Source organism: Rhizobium cerradonense (genome assembly GCF_030182455.1).
In the GTDB taxonomy this organism is placed as follows: Bacteria; Pseudomonadota; Alphaproteobacteria; order Rhizobiales; family Rhizobiaceae; genus Rhizobium.
The window spans coordinates 1-18728 of record NZ_JAQJCK010000022.1 but is presented as its reverse complement, the minus strand read 5'-3'; the positions used below and the strand labels follow the sequence as shown (position 1 = coordinate 18728).

At 58.0% G+C, this 18728-nt stretch carries 16 protein-coding genes and 1 pseudogene; 7 read left to right on the top strand and 10 right to left on the bottom strand.

Annotated elements, in window-relative coordinates:
* Positions 1–28: 28 nt before the first annotated feature.
* The 7 genes from PH547_RS29325 to PH547_RS29295 form a co-directional block, all read right to left on the bottom strand.
* Positions 29–1678, bottom strand: a complete 1650-nt coding sequence (locus tag PH547_RS29325) for an ABC transporter substrate-binding protein (RefSeq protein ID WP_285170172.1) — start codon at positions 1676–1678, stop codon at positions 29–31.
* Between the two features lie 129 nt (positions 1679–1807).
* On the bottom strand, positions 1808–4144 hold the full coding sequence (locus PH547_RS29320) for a molybdopterin-dependent oxidoreductase (protein WP_285170171.1): 2337 nt from the start codon (positions 4142–4144) through the stop codon (positions 1808–1810).
* A gap of 49 nt (positions 4145–4193) precedes the next feature.
* The gene (locus tag PH547_RS29315; RefSeq protein WP_283054317.1) at positions 4194–5540 is read right to left on the bottom strand and encodes an FAD-binding oxidoreductase; all 1347 of its coding nucleotides are present in this window, start codon (positions 5538–5540) and stop codon (positions 4194–4196) included.
* Positions 5541–5655: 115 nt separating this feature from the next.
* Entirely contained in the window at positions 5656–6258 is a 603-nt protein-coding gene (locus PH547_RS29310) for a 2-hydroxychromene-2-carboxylate isomerase (RefSeq protein ID WP_283052779.1), read from the bottom strand.
* Positions 6255–6839, bottom strand: coding sequence for a TetR/AcrR family transcriptional regulator (locus PH547_RS29305; protein ID WP_283052777.1), 585 nt, complete (start codon positions 6837–6839; stop codon positions 6255–6257). The genes PH547_RS29310 and PH547_RS29305 overlap by 4 nt, the downstream gene beginning before the upstream one ends.
* Before the next feature lie 52 nt (positions 6840–6891).
* Positions 6892–7920: a ketopantoate reductase family protein gene (locus tag PH547_RS29300; protein ID WP_283052775.1), complete on the bottom strand. Its 1029-nt coding sequence runs from the start codon at positions 7918–7920 to the stop codon at positions 6892–6894.
* 287 nt (positions 7921–8207) lie between these two features.
* A complete protein-coding gene (locus tag PH547_RS29295) occupies positions 8208–8486 on the bottom strand; it encodes a hypothetical protein (RefSeq protein WP_285170170.1) in 279 nt (92 codons plus the stop codon).
* A 301-nt stretch (positions 8487–8787) separates the two neighbouring features.
* Between PH547_RS29295 and PH547_RS29290 the strand changes: the two genes are divergently transcribed.
* Positions 8788–9231 carry a threonine transporter gene (locus tag PH547_RS29290; RefSeq protein WP_285170169.1) on the top strand — a complete coding sequence of 148 codons (444 nt, stop codon included), beginning with the start codon at positions 8788–8790 and terminating at the stop codon, positions 9229–9231.
* 532 nt (positions 9232–9763) lie between these two features.
* Positions 9764–10987, top strand: a complete 1224-nt coding sequence (locus PH547_RS29285; RefSeq protein ID WP_285170168.1) for an ATP-binding protein — start codon at positions 9764–9766, stop codon at positions 10985–10987.
* 192 nt (positions 10988–11179) lie between these two features.
* Here the strand turns inward: PH547_RS29285 and PH547_RS29280 are convergent, their stop codons facing one another.
* Positions 11180–12115, bottom strand: coding sequence for a LysR family transcriptional regulator (locus PH547_RS29280; protein ID WP_285170167.1), 936 nt, complete (start codon positions 12113–12115; stop codon positions 11180–11182).
* Between the two features lie 88 nt (positions 12116–12203).
* Between PH547_RS29280 and PH547_RS29275 the strand changes: the two genes are divergently transcribed.
* From PH547_RS29275 to PH547_RS29260, 4 genes are all read left to right on the top strand, one after another.
* Positions 12204–13097 (top strand): MBL fold metallo-hydrolase, encoded by an 894-nt coding sequence (locus tag PH547_RS29275; RefSeq protein WP_285170166.1) that lies wholly within the window; start codon positions 12204–12206, stop codon positions 13095–13097.
* Complete coding sequence (locus PH547_RS29270) at positions 13090–14097, top strand: alpha/beta hydrolase (protein ID WP_285170165.1); 1008 nt, start codon at positions 13090–13092, stop codon at positions 14095–14097. The genes PH547_RS29275 and PH547_RS29270 overlap by 8 nt, the downstream gene beginning before the upstream one ends.
* Positions 14098–14190: 93 nt before the next feature.
* Entirely contained in the window at positions 14191–15129 is a 939-nt protein-coding gene (locus tag PH547_RS29265; RefSeq protein WP_285170164.1) for a hypothetical protein, read from the top strand.
* A gap of 543 nt (positions 15130–15672) precedes the next feature.
* On the top strand, positions 15673–15903 hold the full coding sequence (locus PH547_RS29260) for a hypothetical protein (protein WP_285170163.1): 231 nt from the start codon (positions 15673–15675) through the stop codon (positions 15901–15903).
* A 147-nt stretch (positions 15904–16050) separates the two neighbouring features.
* Here the strand turns inward: PH547_RS29260 and PH547_RS29255 are convergent, their stop codons facing one another.
* Complete coding sequence (locus tag PH547_RS29255) at positions 16051–17082, bottom strand: PAS domain S-box protein (RefSeq protein ID WP_285170162.1); 1032 nt, start codon at positions 17080–17082, stop codon at positions 16051–16053.
* Between the two features lie 439 nt (positions 17083–17521).
* Positions 17522–18193: pseudogene (locus tag PH547_RS29250) on the bottom strand (sulfite exporter TauE/SafE family protein); the annotation flags it as partial.
* Positions 18194–18360: 167 nt separating this feature from the next.
* On the opposite strand from PH547_RS29250, the gene PH547_RS29245 reads away from it, so the two are divergent.
* On the top strand, positions 18361–18728 hold a 368-nt coding region (locus PH547_RS29245), incomplete at its 3' end, for a divalent metal cation transporter (RefSeq protein ID WP_285170160.1).

The following is an 18728-nucleotide window of genomic DNA, read 5'->3' as shown; positions in this document are numbered from 1 at the left end:
TTCTCGCGTTATCAGGTCGAATTGCGGATTATTCGCTCTTCGTCGCCGTGTAGTAGCTGGCATAGGCGACACCGTTGTAGACCACGCCCGTCAGCTTGGGAGACTGCGCATAGATCCGCTGGACGATCTGCGTACGCGGAATGAAGTAGCCCTGGTCGAGGACGTATTTCTGCAGTTCGTCAAGGAGCGGTTTGCGGCTTTCGATGGAGCCGGCGCTGGCGATCTTGTCGCGGAGATCGTTGAGGGTCTTATCGCTTTCGTCGAGGGCGAACCAGTTCTCGCCATTGTTGGCGTTCGTCAGGATGCTGGCAACGGTGCCGGCGTCGATGAAGCTGCGCGTCACCTCGTAGGCAGGCACAGCCGGACCGCCATACTTGACCTTCTGGCCGAACGTTACGACGTCATAGGCGCGGATATCGACCTTCCAGCCGATCTTGGCGAGTTGCTGGGCGATCAGTTCGTCGATCGATTTCGAGGTTGCGAGGTAGGGGTTGGAATTAAGCGTCAGCGACAGTTGCTTGCCGTCCTTCGCGCGGATGCCGTCTGCGCCTTTGATCCAGCCCGCCTCGTCGAGAAGCTTCTCGGCCTTGTCGGGATTGTAGGCCAGCAGGGCGCTTTGGTCAGTCGCTCCCGGCACGTTGCTCTGGATGAACGATGTCGCTAGCTTCCAGTCGGGTGTGTAGACGGTGTCGATAATTTCCTGGCGATTGATGCCGGCCTGGAGGGCTTGGCGCACCTTCACGTCATCGTATGGTGCGAGTTTGGTATTAATCGCCCAGCCGTTGACGAAGCCGAGATAGCGTGGCGTCGCGATGGTGAAGCCGTCTGCCTTGAGAGACTCCAGCTCCTGCGGAGAGGCGTTGTAGGCGACGTCGGCCTGTCCGGATTGAACGGCGGCAACGCGCAGCGACGGCTCTGACACCAGCTTGTAGGTGATGGTGTCCAGATAGGCCGGACCGGTATGACCAACCGCCGCAGGCCCCCAGTTGTAATCCTTGCGCTTGGTGAGCTTGACGAAATCGCCCTCCTTCCAGGAATCGACCACGTAAGGGCCGCTGCCGGAAGTCTTGCTCAGGTCGGCCTGCTGTGAAGCGGGCTGCGCAATGGTCTTTGGGGAAATCAGGATCGAGCCGTGATAGCCGAGCGTCGGGATAAAGCCGAGCGTCGGTTTCTTGAAGAAGACTTTGACCGTGGTCGGGTCGACCGCCTCGGCGTGGTCGTAGGTTTTGGGGAAGAGACCAATCGGGTTGATGCCTTCGCTCTTGCGCCCCGCGTACCAGATATCGAGATTGGCGACGACCGCCGCCGCATCGAGCGGCGAGCCGTCGGAGAACGTCACGCCGCTTTTCAGATGAAGCGTGAACTCGGTGGCTTCATTATTCTGCTCCCAGCGCTCGGCGAGCCAGGGGCTGACTTTGCCCTCGGCATCGACATAAAGGAGCTTGTCGGTCACATGGCCCCAGATGTGGCCCTGGAAGCTGGAGATCGCGCTGTTGTTCGGAATCCATGTGTCGCCGAGCGAGTCGATCAGGAAGGTGATGTCGCCGCCCTCGCGCGGACTGTCGGCAGCTTGGGCCGGAGTGAGCCCCTTCGTTGCGAGCAGAACGGCGGCTGCCGCGGATGTCGTGATCAGCAGACGGCGCCTGGAAAGGGAGAGCAAGGTAGAGCGTTCGGCCATGAAAGGTCCCTGGGTTTAAGAGAAGATCATGGCGATAGCCTAACAGGGCGGCTTTAGGGAGAAAGACCAGTTGTTCTTTTTCTACTAAAATTATGGATTATTTTCCCGTGGTTCTCGACGGTGTTAGGATCAGCTTTTCGAGGGAATTTCGATGGCCGGATTTGTCGGGGATTTTCCGAACTTCATCGCCTCGAAAATCTGCACCGGCGGCAGTTCTCTTTCGAGGCGTTCAACCTCCACCCTGGTGATCTGTCCGGTGGAGCCCTGGGCCAATCGGGATGTCCCGACATCGCGCGTGAGAACATTCGGGTTCCCGTGCACGCACATGGCTTTCTCTGCCGTCGGGTCGTCCGGTTCGAACCATGCGCCCGTTGCGAGCTGCATCACGCCCTTTCGCACGTCCTCGCTCAACCGAGCCGCGGCAAGGCAGCTGCCTCGCGCGTTGAAAAGTCGTACGATATCGCCGTCCGCAATGCCGCGCGTGGCCGCGTCAACCGGGTTGATGCGAACCGGCTCTCGGCCCTTGATTTTGGTCGAGCGGCTGAAATCGCCGTAGTCCAGCTGGCTGTGCAGGCGCTGATGCGGCTGGTTGCAAACCAGGTGCAGCGGATAGTCGTTTTCGCCTGTTTCCATTTCTTGCCTGGGTGGATACCACCGCGGATGGCCGCCGCAGTCGTCGTAGCCAAAGTCTTCGATCGTCTGCGAGAAGATTTCGATCTTTCCCGATGGCGTATGCAGCGGAGACGCCATCGGGTCCCGGCGGAAGGCGCGCGCCGGTCCGCCATCGTCGGGCTTGAGTGGGAGGCGAAGTTCGCCTCGTTCCCAAAACGTTTCGAAAGCGGGTGCATCATGGCCGCAGGCCGCGAGCGCCTTCCGTGTGGTCTCGAACAGGAAGGCAAGCCATTCCCGGCCGGATCGGTTCTCGGTAAATTCCGCGTGTTTCCCAAGACAGCGGGCTATCGCAGCAAAAATCTCGTAATCGTCCCGGGCCTCACCGACCGGCTCGATCAGCTTCTTCATTGCGATCATGAGCTCGTCGCGGTCTGCCGCGCCGATATCGTCACGTTCGAGTGTCGTCGTTGCAGGCAGAACGATGTCCGCATGACGGGCGGTCGAAGTCCAGGCTGTCTCGTGAACGATGATCGTTTCGGGCCGTCTGAAGGCCGCCCGCAGCCTATTGATATCCTGATGATGGTGAAACGGATTGCCACCTGCCCAATAGACGAGGCGGATGTCGGGATAACGCAACGCTTGGCCGTTGTAATGGAACTCCTCGCCCGGATTGAGGAGCATGTCGGCGATACGGGCGACGGGGATGAAGTCCGTCACGGGGTTCTTGAATTGCCCGAGCGTCGGCAGCGGCGTCGCCAATTGCTGCTTGCCGATATTGCCGAGCGCCCCGAGGGAATAGGAGAAGCCGCCGCCATCCAATCCGATCTGCCCGAGCATTGCGGCGAGCACGATCCCCATCCAGACCGGCTGCTCGCCATGATCGGCGCGCTGGAGCGAATGGCTGACGGTGATCAATGTCCGCGTGGTGGCCATGGCGCGTGCCAGAGCTTTGATGACATCTGCGCCGATGCCGCAGATACCTGCAGCCCATTCGGCGCTCTTTGGCAATCCGTCGGCACGGCCGAGCAGATAGTCCTCGAACCGCGCGTAGCCCACCGTATAGCGATCGAGGAATGGGCGGTCATGCAGCCCTTCACTGGCAAGCACATGTGCGAGCCCAAGCATCAGCGCCACGTCGGTTCCGGGCACGATCGGCAGCCATTCAGCGTTCAATTCAACGGGAAAATCGTCTTTCAGCGGGCTGACGAGCACGAAGCGGGCGCCGCGTGCGCTGGCGCCAGAGAGCTTCTGCCGGACGATATGCGTACTGATGCCTCCGCCGTGCACGTCCGCATTCTTGATCGCCATCCCGCCGAAGGCGACGACCAATCCACTGTTTTGCTCGATGGCATCCCAAGTGACGCTCTTACGGTCGAACTGGTCATATGGTCCAAGGACATGCGGGATGATGACCATGGCGGCGCCGGAACTGTATGTGTTGACGGATCGCACATATCCGCCCAGCACATTCAAGAAGCGGTGGATTTGACTTTGCGCATGATGGAATCGTCCGGCGCTCGACCAGCCGTAGGATCCACCGAACACGGCACGAGGCCCGAAATCGCCGTAAACGCGCTGAAGCGCTTTCGCGACGAACTCCTCCGCCTCGGGCCAGCTGACCTCCAGATAGTCGTCCGCTCCGCGTCTCTGTGCGTGACCAGATCCGCCTTCCAGCCAGCCGCGCCGGATCGCCGGGCGCCTGATACGAGCCGGGCTATCGGCAATCGCCGGAAGGTTGCCCAGCAATGGCGAGGGATGCGGATCGCCCGGATGCGGCCGGATTTCGAGCTTGCCTTTTTCGTATCGGCCGGAAAACGCGCCCCAATGGGAGCTGTGGGTCTTGAACGGGTTCATCTCGGGCGTCCTCGGCGATCGATGCGTTTTCATAGGAGGCCGACTAGACCTAGCTCGGCAGGGTCTTTCCCGGGTTCATGATGCCGGCGGGGTCGATGGCATTCTTGATGAGGATCATGAGATCCACGGCATCGCCGTGCTCCTGGCGCAGATAGCCGATCTTGCCCGTGCCGACGCCATGTTCGCCAGTCGATGTGCCCCCGACCGAAATTGCATACCCGACCATCGTCTTGTTGATCGCCGCAACCTCGTCCAGTTCCGCCTGGTTCGCCGGATCGACGGCGAAGACGACATGGTAGTTGCCGTCGCCGACATGGCCGAGAATGGCGGCGGGCACGCTGCAGCCGCGCAGCAGTTCCCGTGTCCTGAGAATGCAGTTGCTCAACTGGGAGACCGGAACGCACACGTCGGACGACCAGCCCTTGGCGTTCGGCCGCTGTGACACGACGGCGTAGAACGCATTGTGGCGCGCCTTCCATAGCCGGTTGCGCTCCTCGGCTGCATTTGCCCACTCGAAGTCCTTGCCGCCCTTATGCTCCACGATGGCGGCGACCATCTCGACCTGTTCCTGAACGCTTGCCGGCGAGCCATGAAACTCGAAGGCAAGCGTATCCTCGATCTTCAGGGAAAGGTTGGAATAGGCATTGACGGCCGAGATCAGGCCACGGTCCATCAACTCCATGCGGGCGACGGGAATGCCGAGCTGCACGACGGCGATCGCCGCGGCAACTGCCTGTTCGACGCTTTCGAACGAGCAGAGCGCAGCTGAAATCGTTTCGGGGATTCCGTAGAGCCTGAGCGTCACTTCGGTGATGATCCCGAGCGTGCCTTCCGAGCCGACGAAGAGCCGCGTCAGGTCATATCCGGCCGACGATTTTCGTGCTCTGCCTCCCGTCTGGATGATCTGGCCGCTCGGAAGGACGACGGTGAGCCCAAGCACGTTCTCCCGCATCGTGCCGTAGCGAACGGCATTGGTGCCCGATGCCCGGGTGGAGGCCATCCCGCCGATCGAGGCATTGGCGCCCGGATCGATCGGAAAGAACAGGCCTGTGTCGCGCAGATGGGTATTCAACTCCTCGCGCGTGACGCCCGCCTGGACTGTGCAATCGAGATCCTCGGTGCCGACGCGGATGATTTTCGACATGCGTGAGAGGTCGATCGACACACCGCCGCGCACCGCCGTCAGATGGCCTTCCAGCGAAGTCCCGGCGCCAAACGCGATGACCGGAACGCCTTCGGCTGCGCAAAGGCGGACAATTTCGGCCACCTCTTCGGTGGTCTCCGCAAAGACGACGGCATCTGGAACTGCCGGCGCATGATGGGATTCGCCGCGGCCATGCTGTTCACGCAGGATTTGCGATGTCGAAAACCGATCCCCGAAACGGCTGCTCAGCATCGCCAGCCATTCGGTCGAGACGAAGTAACGGGGCAGGGAAAGCGACATAGCAAACTCCGGAAGAATCGTCTGGAAGCCTTTGAAGGCCACCTGCCGCGCAGGTGTCGGGACGGAATCAGGCGACCAGCTTCGCACCCTTAAGATGCCGTTCGAGGAAAGGCAGGCTGTCCTGTCCCCAATAAAGCTCGTTTTCATAGCGGAAGGTCGGAAGCCCGAAGACGCCCGATGTTTTGGCCGTCTCGTAATTGGCCTTCCAGATTGCCTGCACTGCGTCGCTCTGGCCCTGCTCGTCGAGTGCCGCGCCGTCAAAGCCGGCGGCATCTGCGAGCGCCCGGCGAACCTCGGCGTTGCCGATGTCTTCGCCGCGTCCCCAGAAAGCCTGCTGAAGGGCCTGTGTCAGTCGCAGCCAGTGAGCGCCGTTTTCGATAGCAGCAATGATCATGAAGCCGGCCGGCGTCGGGTCCGAAAGGGCGGCGCGGTTTTCGAAGCTGAGCACCTTGCCGCGCACGGCGGCCCATCGCTTCAGGTCCTTCATCCAGTAAGCGCGGCGGGCCTCCGGTCGATTGCGGGAATAGATCGCACCGTTATCCTCGATGAGCGGAATGAGATAGGGGCGGATATTTGCGCCGTGTTCACGAGCCAGTTCGGCAAACGGCTCAAGACCGATGAAGGCCCATGGCGAGCCGATGCCGAAGAAGTAATCGATGGTCTTTGTCATGTTCTGCTCTTTTTTGAAGGCTTGGTTGAGTGGATCGCCGCGTCGAACACGGAAAGTGCGCAGTCGCGGGCAACGAGTACCGACTGCGGATCGCGGCCGACCGCCACGGTAGCAAGTGCCCCTTCATAGAGAAGGGAGAGATGAGCTGCTGCGTGATCCGGACGACCGCCTGTTCTCGACATGATGGCGGCGAATATGTCTTTCACCATGGCCTTGTGCGTTCGCGCCACGGACACGACGCGTTCGGAATCGCCGTGTTCGGCGACCGCAAGAGCAAAGGCGCAGCCGCGGAACTCTGGGCTGTCGGCTTTTTCGTGCAGCCGTTCGAAAATCACCTTGATCTGATCGCGTGGATCGCTCGTCGCTTCAAGGACGTCCTGCAGCGAGCGAATGACACGATCGTGGCGATCCTGGAGATAAGCGGCGACGAGGTGATCTTTGGATGGGAAGTGCCGATATAATGTCGCCTTGGCGACCTTCGTTTCTTCGATGATACGATCGATCCCGACGGCTCGGATGCCCTCTTTATAAAAAAGCGCGCCGGCCGCGACAAGGATATGATCTGATATGGCTTCTCTCATGGGGTGCTTCAGGTTGAGGGGTTTCATTGTTGCGGGATTAGCAGGCAGTTGATCACGCGGTCTCGACGAGGCCGGCGTCAATGTCTTGGCGAGATCTGTCGACAAGCGAGCGGATTGCGTCAAGCGGCATTGGGTTTGAAAAGCCGCCTTGATGCGCCAATCGGCCGGCAAGTGTTTGAACCGCCTCATTATAAGGTGTCGGAATATTATGGAGGCGACCAAGCAGAACGATTTCGCCGTTCAGAAAATCGACCTCGCTCGAGGTGCCGCGCGTAAAGCTTTGCCACGTCGATTGCTGGCCGGCCGCTATGCCGCTGTTCTGTGCTACCCGCCAACCTGAAATATCGATGGTTCGCTCAGACGGGGAAGCCAGATGGTACCCGGCAGCTTCGAGAGCCTGGCGAGCCTCATTCACCAATGCCTCGCCGATCAAACCGCGCAAATCCGCAGGTCCGTTGAACAGTTCCAGCACGTTTCGGACGTTGTGAAGGAGTTTGGCCGATTTCCAACGGCGGATATCGGCACTGGTTTCCGCAAGATATCCTGCGCGGTTCAGGTCTGCGGCAATGCGTTCGCTCGTTTCGTCATGCCCTTGCGGGAAACGCCCGACTGTGATCACACCGACCTCAGGATCGCCGCCCGCAACGACCTTGCCAATCTCCGTAAACCGTGCCGGCGTCAGGATGCTCGCCCCATAAACCCGCGCAAAGGTTCTGAGCGCAAACGCTTCCGTGGCCAAACCATTCTGGAAGGTGACGAGGGGGAGACGTGCCGCCGTTGCGTTCGCCACTTCCGATACAGGCCGCCATGACCAGAAGGCTAAGGCGCTGGACGCGTCCTGCGACTTCACCGTCAGCAAAAGGACATCGTTTGCTGTCAACTCGGGTGGATCGGCCACATCGAAGGCGTTCAGCCTGACCTGCCGCGTACCGGATGGGCGCCGGTAGCTCAAGCCGTGCTTCTTCACATGGTCGATCTGCGCGCCCCGTCCAACCAATGCATAGCCGATATCGGCAAGCTCGAACTGCGCAGCCAAGCTTGCACCGACCGCTCCCGCTCCAATGATGATATACCGGCTCATGTCCGCTTTGCCTCAGGACCTAGATTGCTTCGACCGCAACAGTCCGCATGCGCTGTCCTGCTGGATGGTGCAGGAAATCTAGATTACGGCCATGTTCCGAGAAAGACAGGTCATTCTTTTTCTACGAAATTAGTAGAAAATAGTTCGCCTATCGAGCCATTTGTGACGGAGCCGTGCTCAGCGGCGGTTCAATCACCACAAGAATCCAAAGCTCTTCATACGGTAGGAAATCGGAACGTAATAGTCATCCCAAGTCCCAGCAGACTATCGTCAGGCACATTCGGCAATCACATACCCCTTCCCAACCCAAGCGGCGTTAGGCGGGGCAGGGTGTTGGTGCTTCCGTGTTCATAAAGCAGTTCGAGGCAATGGCGCTTCAGCCGCGAGAATTCGTGCGACGCGACGATATCGGTCGAACGCGGCCGTGGGAAGGCGCTCACCTCACCCCTTTTATTACGAACGAGCCAGGCCTGATTACCGAGAAGCTTGATGCCGCTCTCCCGATCCTGCGCATAGAAGACGCGGATAACCGATCGCCTGTTGGTGAGATGGATCGAACGCATCATTTCGCCGACGCCTGTACCCCCTGGATCGACCACAAGCTCGTCGATCGCAACGAGCAGAACGACTCTCTTGTGGTTGAAGACCGGGCAACCTCCAGACTCTCTGGCAGGACGGGTGCTTGACATGCATCAAGTGTGATAGCGAGTAAAGCTTGTAAACAGGCTGCGTTTCAACCTCCTAGTCGCTTCTATGGTCACCCTATCGTTTGTTCTGACGTCCAACATCATTTTGCTCTCGCCGGGTCCCACCAACACGGTTCTCGCTGCGTGCGGCGCCTCCTTCGGATTGCGACGAGCGGCCATCATGCCCCTCGCAGAAGCGATGGGGTATATCGTCGCGGTGTCAGTGTTTGTGACACTCGCGGATTCGGTTCGTGGTAATGCTGTGGCTTTTGCCATGATAAAGCTGACGGCAGCGGGCTGGCTGCTTTATTCGGCTGTCAAACTCTGGAGGATGTCGTTCTGCACGGATGCTCGGCCTGTGCGGGAAGCGTTTATTCGAGTCTTCCTGACCACGCTGGTCAATCCAAAGGCGATGCTGGTCGGTATCGTTCTCATTCCTGTAGGTGCGGTTCATCTGGAGATTTGGGTCTTGACCTATGTGCTTCTTTCGACGCTTGCCGGTTTGGGATGGGTCGCATTCGGGGCAAACCTGCCGTTCGGTGTACGTCGCCACACGTACAAACTGGCATCGCTGGTATTGGGCGGATTTTCGTTGGCGGCGGTTGCGAGTGCGTTATCGATCTGAACTTCGCGCGGCCTGAAGGCGGGCTATTGGGGTCGAATTGCCCGAGCGGGCGAGAATGCAGCCTCTCCATCGACAACCGGCGTTGGTGGCGCGTATGATATGAGACCGTGCAATATGTCATGCCAGCCACGTGCGCACCACGTTCTGCGCCTGTGGTCGCCGACGGTCGAAAACTGAAATACTCAGGTTCGTCCGATCTTCGGACTCATGGAATTGTTGCGGGGTAACCGTTTTTTGGAGCCGGTAGTAGATCCGGCCGAGGAGAATGTGATGCTTGCGCTTCTCTCATTGGATGCCTATTCCAGGGGAGACCTACCGCAACTTACCTACGAAATCCAGATCAGGTCGGGACTGCTATGGTCCTGGCTAACTCCAAAGGCATGGCAGGCTTTCATTTCATGCCGCAAACGCGCACGCCACCGATTTTTCGGGCTTCTGGTTTCAAATGGACGCCATATAAATTTCAAATCGCCGTAAGTTGACTTTCAATCAGTCAATGCCATAGTTTCAAATGGTCACAAGGAGCAAAACTATGGCGATATATCCAAGGCTCGCCGAGCAGCGGATTAATGACGCCATGTCGGATGCGCGCGTCGTATTGATCGTCGGCCCCCGACAATCCGGCAAAACGACACTGGCCAGGAAGATGGCCAGTCCAGAGATGGAATATTATACACTCGACAATGCGACGACTCTGGAAGCAGCTCAGCAGGACCCGGTTGGTTTCGTCAGAGGAATGAACCGGGCCATCATCGACGAGATTCAGCGCGCTCCCAAGCTGCTGCTGGCAATCAAAGAAAGCGTGGATACCGACCAACGTCCGGGACGTTTCCTCCTGACGGGCTCAGCCAATCTGATGACACTACCACGCGTGGCGGACTCACTCGCAGGACGCATGGAGGTCGTTCGATTATTGCCACTCGCTCAAAGCGAAATCAGGTCGGCGGGCGGCAGATTTTTGCTCGACGCCTTTCGCAACGATGCCAAAGCCGGTGATTCCGTCATCGGCGACGACTTGATGGCTGCAGTTCTGGCAGGTGGATATCCCGAGGCATTGGGCCGCAAAACCTCGGCCCGCAGACAAGACTGGTATGCGGATTATATCCAGGCGATCGTTCAACGCGATGTTCGCGACGTGGCACAAATCGAGCAGATCACTCAAATGCCGCGGTTGCTACGCATTCTTGCGGAGCATTCAGGTCAACTCGTGAACCATTCCGGCATTGGTGCCGCTATCGGGATGAATCACATCACAACACAAAAATACGTCGGCATATTCGAGAGTTTATTCCTCGCTCGAACCTTGCAACCTTGGTTTTCCAATAAGCTGAAACGCCTCATCAAGACACCCAAAATACATTTTCTTGATTCTGGTCTTCTCGCCTCCCTCCGGGACCTCTCTCTTGACCGGCTGCGGGCAGAGAGGGGGCAGTTTGGACCATTGCTGGAGACTTTCGTCTTCGCCGAAATTCTTAAACTCGCGAGTGGCGGGGAAGAACGCTTTGAGTTCTCGCACTTTCGCGACAAGCAGCAGAACGAAGTCGATATCGTTATCGAAGACAGAAGAGGACGTATTGTCGGCATTGAGGTAAAGGCGGCAGCTACCGTCTCGAGCGCCGATTTTTCTGGATTGCGAATTCTGGCCGAGGCCTCCGGAGAAAGATTTGTTTCCGGCTTTGTCTTGTACGACCATCAAAAGGTAGTCCCTTTCGGAGAACGTCTATGCGCCGTGCCCATTTCCGCATTGTGGCGTTAGCGCTGGGACCTTGGTTCAATTTCCAGACCCGTACATTCTTGAAAATTTGACGGTTTCCAATAACGGGACTCTAGTTCGAATCCCTTTCAAGGCAAAGTGACTGTGAAATGCCGGGGCCGGCGGATCGTTTCCCTTTTAAGAGCGAAGTATGAACAACTGCAGGCAGAGGTGATTCAGGGTTATCGGCCAAACTTAGCCATAAGAAGAAACAAGCCGTGCCACCTGAGAACGCATCCATTGGTTGGCGGGATCATTGTCGCCTGCCGCCGACCAGACCATCGATATCGGGCTCACCGTCAAATCGAGGGGAACTTCGGCCATCGCCAAGCCGAACAGACCGGCATACCGCTTCACAATTCTGGTCGGCAGGGTGGCGATCAGGGGCGCTTCGAGGACGGCGGTCAGCACTGTGAGGAATTCCGGCGCTGCCACAGACACGTCGAGCCGCACGTTGATCCGCTTCAACGCATCATCAATGCAGCCTTCGATGGCATCCTTCTGGGAAACCAGGGCATGCTTCAGGCCGAGATAGCTGTCGCGGTCCAAAGTTTCGGGAAGATCAAGAAGCTTCGGATTGTAGCAACACATCAGCGATTGCTCGAACAGCAGGCTCCGCCGGTGTCTGTTGTTGCCGTCATCGTAGCAGCCAACGCCAAGGTCGATGACATTGTCGTCCAAAAGCTTATGGACCAGCTCGGGGTTGACCGCTCGCGCAAGCACTCTGATACCGGGGGCCATCTCATTCGACATAGCGGCGAGACGCGGCACGAGCAGCACCTCAAGCTCGCTGGAAAAGCCGATGCGGAATATCTGCTCGGCCTCGCCCGGCTCGAAGGTCGCAGGCGTTACGATCGCCAGCTGCGTGCGACTGAGTATGTGCTCCACGGCTTCGGCGAAGCGCAGCGCCCGATGGGTCGGCTGCATGACCTGACCGACACGTACGAACAGCTCGTCTTGAAGCAGGGTCCGGAGAGTGCCGAGATTGTGGCTCATGGCGGGCTGCTGGATTTTCAGCCGGACAGCCGCCTTCGTCACGCTACGCTCCTTCATGAGCGCATCGAAGGCGACGAGCAGGTTGAGGTCGAAAGACCACAGATTGAAATGATCGATGGAGACAATTTCATTCATCGATTTGATCGTTGCACGAATTTTCCCTACTGTCCATAGCCATCAGACAGCGCTGTCCCGGTTCCAGTTCAACTCGAAAGGAAGTTCCATGAGCGATCTTGGAAAGGAATATCGTATTGCCGGCGTGACGGTCAGAAAGGTGCAGGAGCAGTATCTGCACAACGTTCCGCCTTCATTTCTCTACCCGACTGCCGGATCCGAGGAGATCATGGCGATCGAGCCACGTCTTTCCGCCGTCGATATGGAAGAGGGCCGCGATGCCCTTGTGGTGAGCATCCATAGCTGGCTTGTCAGGATGCCCGACCACGTCATCCTTATCGATACGGGTTCGGGTAACGATAAGGAAAGACCGCGCAATCTCGCCTTCCATCAGCAGACCATTCCGTTTCTCGACAGGTTGCGCCAGGCAGGTGTCGAGCCCGAAGATGTCGACTTTGTCATAAATACCCACCTCCACGTCGATCATTCCGGCTGGAATACCGTACTCCAGGATGGAAAGTGGGCCCCCGCTTTTAAAAACGCGCGCTACATCTTTCCGCGCGTCGAGCAGGAGTACTACTCGTCGACAGCCAGCCACAACGACGTGAATATTCCGAGCTCCGGCGTCTACGAGGACAGCGTCCAGCCGATCATCGATGCTGGTCTTGTCGATTTCATTGACAGCGAAGGTGGTCCCTTCCTGGATCGATTTACCTTCTTGCCGACCCCGGGGCACAGCATTGGTCATATGTCGGTTCTGCTGGAGTCGGACAATGAGGCGGCGATATTTGCCGGAGACGTCATGCACCATCCGATCCAGGTAGAGCGTCCCGACCTGAATACGGTCTTTTGCGAGTTTCTTGAACAAGCGGCCCAGTCCAGGAGGCGTGTGCTCGACCTCGCGGCAGACAATCCCGCCATGTATTTCTCCACTCATTTCCCCGGCTCGTCTGCAGGATACATCACCCGCGACGGCGAAAAGTTTAGGTGGTCCTATGTCTAAGAATGAGCTTACATCTTCGGGCTTTGACACAAAGGAAATCGCCTTCGAAGAACACTATGTCGATAGCGATACCGCCGGCATCAAACTCTATGTCCGCAACAAGCGGCGGAAAGACCATAAGACCTTTCTCGCCGAAAAGACGATCGTGATGGTGCACGGGGCGACCTTCTCGTCTGGAAGTCTCTACGACGTTCCCTTCAACGGAATGTCCTTCATCGACTTCCTCGCTCATCGAGGCTTCGATGTCTTTGCGGTTGATGTCCGGGGCTATGGAAAATCGACCCGCCCGCCGGAGATGCAGGCGGCGCCCGATCTCAACCCCCCGCTTGTCGCCACAGACACCGGCGTCGCCGACTTCGCGACGGCTATCGATTTCGTCCTTGGACTTCGCGGCCTGAAGGCTGTGAACGTCTTTGCAATGTCGTGGGGCGGTACCGTGGCCGGTGCATATGCTGCGCGCAACCCCGACAAGGTCGTCAAGCTCGCCTTGCTCGCGCCGCAATGGCTGAGTGACGTTGCCATCCCCATCGATCAGGGCGGCGCGCTTGGCTCCTACAGGCTTGTTCCCGTCCACGCGGCCCTGGCGCGTTGGCTGGGCACCGCACCCGAATACGCGCGTGAACGTCTTGTGCCCGAGGGCTGGTTCGACCTCTGGGCCGCACTGACCCTCTCGGAGGAGCCGTCGCAGGCCGACAGAGAGCAAGGCAAACTCCGGGCCACCAACGGGCCGATCCAGGACATCCGCACCTACTGGAGAGCTGGAGCCCCCTATTATCGGCCAAGCGAGATTCGCGCGCCGGTGCTGCTGTTGCACGCCGAATGGGACATCGACGTCCCGCTCGATCTGGCGCGGGCCTATTTCGAGCAACTGACCGGTGCCTCCTACAGGCGATGGGTGGAAATCGGGGAGGCGACGCATCTCGCCCTCATGGAGAGCCAGCGCATGCAGGTCTATTCCGAGGTTGCCCGCTTCTTCGAGGAAGATTTCAAACCGGAATAGCGTCTGAACGACGTGGCTCCGGGATCGGATCCGGAGCCCGCTTCCTCCATCAAGCCGGCCGCGCGTTCACCGTCCATCAAACCAGCCGTTCCCATGACAATTCTGATCACCGCCATCCTGGATGCCGGACGAAGTGCCGTCGACATCGCCATATTCACCTTTTTGCCGCTGATGATTGTGACATTTTCGCTGATGCGCTATGTCGAAAACATAAGCGCACTGCGATGGCTCGCCATCAAAGCCAATCCTGTCTGCAGAGCTTTCGGTCTGGATGGCTTGGGGGTTGTGGCCGTCCTGCAACTCAGCTTGGTAAGTTCTGCCGCTCCAGTCGCGGCTTTGTCACTGATGACACACAAAAGGGCGTCGGACAGATTTCTTGCAGCTGCCTTTGCTGGTGTGCTTGCCGCGGCTCCCGCAAATGCGAGCTTGCCGCTAGCGGCTATCGGTATCGATCCTGCGCTGATTATATTGAACGGTGTCTGCGGCGCACTCGTTGCCTCAACCTTCGCATACTGGATCGTCGGGCGTCGTTCTCTCTCACCTTCGAGCATCGTTGTTGGCGACGACGATGTGGATAATCACGGTGAAGGAAGGCTCGATCTTCTTTCGGCAATCAACCGCGGGGGCGCTGATGCCATCAAGGTTATCTCCGCGGTTTTGCCCGTCCTCGTGATTGCGCTTGCACTCGTAAAGCTGATCCAAAGTGCTGGCGCAATTTCAGCTTTCACGTCCGTCGCTCAACCATTGCTTCAAATGCTCCATCTTACTCAACAAGATATCCTGCTGTTTATGACAAAGTGCCTAGCAGGATCGAGCGCAGCGGTGGCACTGCTTTTCGACCTTCAAAAGGAACTGCCCCTTCAAGATAAGCAAATCATTCATAGTTCAGCACTTCTGCTCAATCCACTTGATCTTCCGGGTCTTTCCATTCTCATCGCATCAGTGCCGCGGTTGCGGCCCGTTGTGGGTGCCGCCATCCAGAGTGCGTTGGTCGGAATAGCTGTTAGAACGGCAATATCGTCATGTTTCTAGGCTTCAGTGCCAGTTTGCCCCGAAGAATTGTGGTTCGATCCCCCGTAGGTTCGCATCTCTTCAACTGCAGCCAGACATTGGATGGTGGGATCCCAGGTTCTGCCCCCATCAAGGCGAGGCAGACCTCCACGTATCGCCGGTTGTAACTGTCAACCTTTGACGGGGCGTCTTTCAACAGGGTGACGCCAACTGGAACCTGCAAGCTGTTACGCCTCGGTATCCGTCCTTTTCATCGATGCGGAACGACGAGGCGTATGCGGAGACCGGGCAGAAGGTCGTTTGTGGCTATCTTTGCTCGTACCATTCATGAGCCGCTAAAGCGGCCTCATAGGCGATCCCTTGTTCCTTGGGCAGATTGGTGTCCCTGAATTGAGGGCTATCATCTCTATTATCCCAGCCGCGAACAGTAGGGCAACGTTCGACTTCGTTACGCACTTTCTCGTAACGTGCGGGTAACCACATTATATCTTTGAATTCGTTTACTTCGCGGCTCGCGTGTAAGTTGCTTTGAGAATGCGTCTGAAATCAGATGGTGCTCCAATGATGGATAAGATTTCGGTCTATTCCAATACCCAAAGTACAGTTCACAGCTGGCTTACCAAAATTCCCAATAGAACCTTCTGCGCTCTCGACAAGGCTATCGAATACGCAGGTGAGCACGCCGGCGAACTGCGCGCCCTCGAAGTCTTCGTTCATGTTGACGACCATCGCTATGACATCATCTCTGGCGATGAACTCGCAGCGCTTATCACCAAGGTTTGCCAGCGACATTGATGAGACGGTAGCCGGGACGAATCAACGAGCTTGGCATCCGAAGATCGGTCGCGATTCGTCTATTCGGGCGTCATTTCGGCATGGCAATAGCCATGGCGTGCATGGCTCGGACAAGCCTGTAAACCACAGGCGAGCCTGGAGGCTGACTTAGGTGATCGCGGGACGTAGAAGCGACAGCCGAATTGATAATCCACCAGGCGTCCATGACCGCTCGATATCGATGCCAAGGCTTTGCGCTATCTTTTGCTCCAGGATGCTGCCAAAGCCGGAAGAGGGCTGGGTCCGATCTGCATCTATCGGTCCGTGCGCCTCAAGCCAAACCAAATCGATTGTGTCCGGTGAGATAGTCAATGTGATATCGACGGTCCCGTCGCCGACGGAAAACGCGCCGTACTTCGCAGCGTTGGTTGCGAGCTCGTGAAACAGGAGCGCGAGATTGGTGATCTTCGCGCGGCTTATCTCGACGTCATCGCCGTGCAGTGTCCACTGCCGGTGGTCGTCTTGCCCATAGGGCGCAAGGATATTCGAGAGAAGCTGAAACAGCGTCGCTGGGGGATCTTCAACGGACTGGCCAGCAAGGCTTGGCAACGTTATCTCGTGCGCGCGCGCCAATGCCATGAGCCTATCCTTCATGCTGGAGGCGAGATCGGTGGGCGTAACCGCGCTTCGGGCAGCGAGGGTGATAATGCTGGCGACGACCGCAAAAAGGTTTTTTACTCGGTGATGCATCTCCCGAAGGAGCATTTCCCGGTGCTCGGCTTCCCGCCTGCGCTCCGAGATATCGCGAGCGATTTTCGATGCTCCGATAATTTTGCCGCTGTCGTCTCTGATCGGGGAGATTGTCAAAGAGATGTCGATTAGGTTGCCGTCCTTGCGACGTCTTACCGTTTCAAAGTGATCGACGCGTTCACCGGCTTGAATGCGCGCGAGAATGGCGGGTTCTTCATCAAGACGATCCGCCGGGATGACGATGGTGATGGGCTGGCCGACTGTTTCGTCCGCGGTATATCCGAAAATTCGCTCGGCACCCTTGTTCCAGGTCGTGATGATGCCGGACAAGCTCTTGCTGACAATGGCATCGTCTGATGATTCGACAATGGCCGCGAGAAAGGCCGCGGCATCAGATGCTGCCGGTTCGGCCCCGGCGGTGGCCTGTGTCTCTCGATCACCCAAACCCATCGTGGTCGCCCCAATTGCATGCCTGAAAAAGCGACTCTCGCAGCCGCAATTTGGAGCATATCGTATCATCATTTCAACCCGAAGTGCTTTCATCAAACGCAACAGATGCCTTGGTGCCGTCGGAAGCTTGAAGCACTAAGCTGCAGCTTTTATGCGCAAATTTGACCTAAGGGTTCATTTCGGCAAAGGGGCGGGAGCCGTTGAGAGGCTGGGGACTGGGCGAGGTTCACACGAATGCGGTCGCGCACTGGAACGGTTTGGCACACTCGTCGCATGGCTGGCGGCCTGGTGGCGATGTGGTGTCCCTTGCTGTCGCCGGGAAGCAGCAGCCGGCGCAATACCAGGTGACTGCGAAGAGTGCTGATCGTCTGAACGGTCGATCTGCAACCAAGCCGTCAAACTGACCTGATGCTGCAATTCACGAGGGCCCGACCTCCGCTTAAAGGTAAGCTCGCGAAAAGAACACTGTTGTTGTCAAAACGGCGACCGCGAGGGTTAGCACCCGGACGACCGGTGATGGCAGCCTCCGTCCAATATGCGCTCCGATCCAACCGCCGATAACGGCTCCGGTCGTCATCGGAATGCACTCTTGCCAGACGATCGCCCCAGCCAGGACGAAGACGACCACGGCGACCGCATTTGCCGCAGTTACCATCACCATTCTTGTCGGGTTCAGACTCTTGATCTCCTCGCCCCCGAGCGCGCTCCATGCCGCGAGCATCATAAGACCCACTGCGCCGCCGAAATAGCCGCCATACAGACCAAGAAAGAACTGAACGGTCGCAAAGGCTAGAACATTCGGACGCGCCTGCGTTCGGAGCTTGGCGCTGAGCCTTGGACCTGCGGCAAGCATGAATGTAGCCACCAGCAAAAGCCATGGCAGGAGACCATCGAGAACCTTGGATGAGGTTAGAAGTAATAAAACGCTTCCGGCGACACCACCTACCACCGTCATCATAGCAATGGCTACGGCATTGACGCCGCACACACTCTTTATCCCGTCACGATAAACCCACGAGCTCGCCATGCCACCGGGGAACAAGGCGAAAGTGCTGGTCGCGTTTGCGGCAACCGACGGCACTCCGACCGATATCAACGCAGGCGCGCAAATGGCTGGATCTGGCACCAAACAGCGATTGAGAATGGTCGCCTTGAAGTTTTTGAAGTCGAATCATTTTTAGCTCTCCTGCCCCTCCGGAACAAACAGTCGACATCCGCGATTCATTCGCACCGAGAGCGGTGGAAACGCGCCGTATCGGGATGCGCTGGGAGATAGTGATGAGCGATGACCAATTGGACGACAGAAGTGCGGTCGTTGAACCTTCGAAACCGCGACTGTTGGAGATACTGGGGCCTGGCCTGGTCACCGGCGCCTCGGACGACGATCCGAGCGGGATCGCGACCTATTCTCAGGCGGGATCGCAATTCGGCTACATTGTGAGTTGGACGCTGATACTGACGTATCCGCTGATGGTCGCCGTGCAGATGATCAGTGCCCGCATCGGCCGGACCACAGGTCGGGGGTTGGCGGGCAGCATGGCCCAGTGTTATCCGCGCTGGGTCGGTGTGAGCGTCACCGTCCCGCTTCTGCTCGCGAATGTCATCAATCTCGGCGCCGATCTTGGAGCGATGGGAGACGCGGCTCA

Bases quoted from the DNA above. Each gene is read 5' to 3' on its own strand.
- PH547_RS29325 (WP_285170172.1), bottom strand. From the start codon at position 1,678: ATGGCCGAACGCTCTACCTTGCTCTCCCTTTCCAGGCGCCGTCTGCTG.
- PH547_RS29320 (WP_285170171.1), bottom strand. From the start codon at position 4,144: ATGAACCCGTTCAAGACCCACAGCTCCCATTGGGGCGCGTTTTCCGGC.
- PH547_RS29315 (WP_283054317.1), bottom strand. From the start codon at position 5,540: ATGCTGAGCAGCCGTTTCGGGGATCGGTTTTCGACATCGCAAATCCTG.
- PH547_RS29310 (WP_283052779.1), bottom strand. From the start codon at position 6,258: ATGACAAAGACCATCGATTACTTCTTCGGCATCGGCTCGCCATGGGCC.
- PH547_RS29305 (WP_283052777.1), bottom strand. From the start codon at position 6,839: ATGAGAGAAGCCATATCAGATCATATCCTTGTCGCGGCCGGCGCGCTT.
- PH547_RS29300 (WP_283052775.1), bottom strand. From the start codon at position 7,920: ATGAGCCGGTATATCATCATTGGAGCGGGAGCGGTCGGTGCAAGCTTG.
- PH547_RS29295 (WP_285170170.1), bottom strand. From the start codon at position 8,486: ATGATGCGTTCGATCCATCTCACCAACAGGCGATCGGTTATCCGCGTC.
- PH547_RS29290 (WP_285170169.1), top strand. From the start codon at position 8,788: ATGCCCCTCGCAGAAGCGATGGGGTATATCGTCGCGGTGTCAGTGTTT.
- PH547_RS29285 (WP_285170168.1), top strand. From the start codon at position 9,764: ATGGCGATATATCCAAGGCTCGCCGAGCAGCGGATTAATGACGCCATG.
- PH547_RS29280 (WP_285170167.1), bottom strand. From the start codon at position 12,115: ATGAATGAAATTGTCTCCATCGATCATTTCAATCTGTGGTCTTTCGAC.
- PH547_RS29275 (WP_285170166.1), top strand. From the start codon at position 12,204: ATGAGCGATCTTGGAAAGGAATATCGTATTGCCGGCGTGACGGTCAGA.
- PH547_RS29270 (WP_285170165.1), top strand. From the start codon at position 13,090: ATGTCTAAGAATGAGCTTACATCTTCGGGCTTTGACACAAAGGAAATC.
- PH547_RS29265 (WP_285170164.1), top strand. From the start codon at position 14,191: ATGACAATTCTGATCACCGCCATCCTGGATGCCGGACGAAGTGCCGTC.
- PH547_RS29260 (WP_285170163.1), top strand. From the start codon at position 15,673: ATGGATAAGATTTCGGTCTATTCCAATACCCAAAGTACAGTTCACAGC.
- PH547_RS29255 (WP_285170162.1), bottom strand. From the start codon at position 17,082: ATGGGTTTGGGTGATCGAGAGACACAGGCCACCGCCGGGGCCGAACCG.